This is a genomic window from Mycobacterium sp. NGS67, from assembly GCF_059812185.1.
The window spans coordinates 1-3,741 of record NZ_JCALCF010000065.1; the positions used below are offsets into that span (position 1 = coordinate 1).

The 3,741-nt window shown below is 63.1% G+C and carries 3 protein-coding genes; all 3 read right to left on the reverse strand.

Annotation, left to right across the window (positions count from 1 at the left end; all coding sequences use genetic code 11):
- Window positions 1-1,054: IS110 family RNA-guided transposase (locus AC5Y4D_RS27130; protein ID WP_500038745.1), on the reverse strand; the 1,054-nt coding region annotated here is incomplete at its 3' end.
- A gap of 62 nt (window positions 1,055-1,116) precedes the next feature.
- The gene (locus AC5Y4D_RS27135) at window positions 1,117-1,845 is read right to left on the reverse strand and encodes an ATP-binding protein (protein WP_500038746.1); all 729 of its coding nucleotides are present in this window, start codon (window positions 1,843-1,845) and stop codon (window positions 1,117-1,119) included.
- A 2-nt stretch (window positions 1,846-1,847) separates the two neighbouring features.
- The gene (istA, locus tag AC5Y4D_RS27140) at window positions 1,848-3,089 is read right to left on the reverse strand and encodes an IS21 family transposase (RefSeq protein WP_500038747.1); all 1,242 of its coding nucleotides are present in this window, start codon (window positions 3,087-3,089) and stop codon (window positions 1,848-1,850) included.
- Window positions 3,090-3,741: the final 652 nt, after the last annotated feature.

A 3,741-nucleotide genomic window follows, 5' to 3' on the forward strand; every position in this document is an offset into this window, starting at 1 on the left:
CGCGAGATTGCGGGCAGGTCCGTGCGGCGGATTGCGCTGTGAGGTAGCAGACTCTCAGCAGTGTCCGGTTGTATCGCTTCGGGCGATGGTGGTTTCCGGTAAGCCGTCCCGAGTCGCGCGGAACGGGACAGACGCCCGCGATGCCGGCGAGCCGGTCGGGGCTGCTGAAGTTGGTGACATCGCCGTCGATGGCTGCAATGAATTCGGCGGTCATTAGCGGGCCGAAGCCAGGAATGCTTAGCAGTATTTGGCTGTCGGCATGGGTTTCCACCCGTTCTTGAATCCGCTTGTCGAGTGCCTCGACCTCGCGAATGAGCCTGAGAACGGCGCGGGCCAGGTCGGCCACGATAAGTGCCGCTGTTGCTTCTCCGGCCACAGTTGCCTGTTGGCGGGTAGCGATTGTGACTGCGGCGGTTGCGATCTCGTCTGCGTGGTAAGCGTTGTTCTTGCGGAGATAGTTCGCGATCCGAGTTACTCCGGCGCGGCGGATGTCTGAGGCCGTTTGGTACTTCGTCAAGAGCATCAGGGCGCCCTTGCGGCGATTGAAGTCGAAACCGGCCTCTAGTCCAGGGAAGTATTCAAGCAACGTGCTGCGGAGCCGATTAACTGCTCGAGTTCGATCGCAGACGAGGTCTTCACGATGCGCGGTAAGTAGCCGAAGCTCGGTCGCAGTCTCATCGGTGCGGTCAATGCGTTGCAAGTCCCGCCGCATCCGTGCTTGATCGGCGATGATCGCGGCGTCCTTGGCATCAGTTTTCCCGTCGCCGCGGTAGGCCTGAGCCGCGTGGTGAACAGTCCGGCCAGAGATGTAGAGCACGACCTGGTCGTTATCGGCCAGGCAATCGATGAGCAATCCTGCGGGACCCCGGTTAAGGTCTGTCGCCCAAACGATTTCACTTCCGTGGGCAAGAGCAACGACATCACTAATGAGTGCGAGGATCTCACCCTCGTCGTTGCCGAATTGGCGCGACATCTTGCGATCACCGGCTGCGTCGATGACCACACAGTGGTGGTGAGTTTTCCCTGCGTCGATTCCCGCCCATAGCTCTGCCACCCGTTACCTCCATTTAGTGAGGTGAGGTTGCGCCTCCTGCGAACGACTGTGCCGGCGTGTCCTTACACAGCGATCAAATCGCACATCTCAATCAGCGGTTGAGTCGTTGCGAGGAGTCGGGCGGCCATTCTTCCAGAGCCACAAATTCGGCGAACAGATTGAAGCCATACCCGACTCCTCCGGATGGCGATCGAGAACCTACGAAGGCTCTCCAACCACACGCTAAACAGCGTAAGGAACAGGTTGGCCGCGTCCTGTTCGAAGGGGATGTAGCCGACCTCGTCGACGACGAGCAATCCGATGCGGCGCAGCTTGACCAGCTCGGCGGGCAGTCGGCCGGCGTTGTGGGCGGCTTTGAGGCGAGCGACCCAGTCCACCGCGGTGGCGAAGGCGATGCGGTGCCCGCTCTGGGCAGCTTTGATGGCTAACCCGATGGCGAGGTGGGTCTTGCCGGTGCCCGGCGGCCCTAGCAGGACCACGTTGCGGGCCTTGGCCAGGAACGCACTCGTGCCGAGGTGGGCGATCATGTCGCGGTTAAGTGCCGGTTGGTGGTCAAAGTTGAAGTCGTCTATCGACTTACGGGTGGGGAATCCTGCCGAGCGGATGCGGGTCGCTGCACCCGAGGCCTCCCGGGCGGCGACCTCCCGGGAGAGCACCGCCGCCAGATACTCCTCGTGAGTCCAGTTGGCGTCGCGGGCTTGCTCGGCCAGACGGGCAGCGCAGTCGCGGATGCGCGGCGCCTTGAGGGCGTGGGCGTAATGCAGGACGGATTTGATCGGATCCTCGGTCATGATCAGGCCACCTCATCGTCGGAAGTGACTGTGTTGCTGGTGAAGTCGACACCGAACGCGCGGTCGTAGTCGGCCAAGTCCCGAACCAGGTGATCACCTGCTACCGGTGGTGGACCGGTTTGAAACTGTCGACGCAACGCTGCGGCCGTCGCGACGTGGGCGGGATCGGTCAGCGTTTGTCGCACCGCCCAGCAGCGGTCATGAGCCGCCAGTACGCGCCCCGCGCGGGTCACCACCACCTGCGCCAGGGTGGTGCTCACCTCGACGAGCTGTCCGATCGCGCTCGGGTCCGCGGAGTAGTCGTTGCCGGCCACTCGCACGTAGTAATCGCGCCCCAACCGCACCGAGGTCACCGTCTCGGTGACCGGCGCCACCGGTGGCAACGCCAGCATCTGGGCTCGATCGGCGTCGAGGAAGTCCACCGGACGCCCATCCAAGGCCCGCACCCGACGACTATTTGCGATCGGAAGCCATTGCTGCAGTTGAGCATTGAAGTCAGACGGCGAAGCGAAGCTGCGCCCGGGCAGGAATGAGGTCTCCAGATAGCGGTTGGCTCGCTCCACGATGCCCTTGGATTCGGGGTCATAGGGTTTGAGTTGCACCAGACGCGAACCCAGCGTGCCCATCAAAGCGGTGACCGGATCGGTCAACCGGCCGCGACGTCCGATCCCGGCCTCGTTGTCCCACCACAACTCATGGGGCGCGGCAGCGAAGCTGCTCGAGAGCAGCTGCCACATCCCCGCCACCAGATCCATGGTCTGGCGCGAGGGCAGCATCACCGCAGCGATGAACCGGGAGAACGCCGCGACCATCACCAGCACCGGCAGCATCGCCTCTTGGCCGAACCCGACCGCGATCCTCGGCGCCGGAAACCACAGGTCGCACTGGATCGCTCGACCCGGTGAATGCCCGAGGCGGTCAACCGGATCGGCGGGCAGATACTGCGGGCGAATCGCGCGGACCCGCTCCCGGAACCACGAGATCGAACCCGTCCACCCCACCCGCTCGGCGAGCACCGTCGCCGGCATCTGCGGGTAGACCGACAGCAACGCCCGCATCCGCGGCTCCACCTCGCTGATCCCCGACGACGTTGCGGCCCGCTGATACTTCGGCGGACCATCGCTGGCCAGCGCCCCGGCAACCGTGTCGCGCGCGATGCCAAGCTGCCGTGCAATAGCCCGCTGCGACAAACCCTCGCTGCGGTGAAGATGCCGGATCAACGCCCAGTCTTCCAAGGAGATCACCCATCCAATCTGGTTGGGTGGCCTACTTTTCAACCGTCGCGACTGGCCGGACTTTCAACCGTCGTCAACATAAGTACGGCCAGCCTCGGCGACATTGGGCTGCCGACTTGCGCCTGAGCGAAGCCGCCGCGCCGCTTCCGTCCACGCAAGAGCCGTCACAGTGATGAAACCGCGGTGAACTGCCCGTGGTCGTACGCTTAGCGCGATAGTCGGGGCGCTGTGCCAGGTAGACTTCGCCCATACCGCGAGCGCCCAGCAATTTGACGATGGTTAGCCAGCGAATACATCGCCCACCTCGAGCGCTAGGGCGGGATCCTATCGCCACCACGGTCAACTGATTCCCTTTCGGTTCGGGCACGTAGACCGATTCAGGACAGGTGCGTGACGGCGCAGCTCTACTGCGACCACAGGAATCCAAACTGACATCGCGAACGACGCCAGCGGAGCTGTGCCAATGTGACACTGACACAACACAAGTCGTCCCACTAGGGGAGAGGCACCGAAACTCGCGATGCCATAGCCGATACTACTGGTTGCCGAGGGTCTCAATCACGTGTGCGTAAGGCCTAGAATGCCAAAACCACTGTGGCGCGATTTGGTTCCGCTTATTCCTAGCGCTTAGGAGCGTCGCTGCGTTACCAATGAACAGATC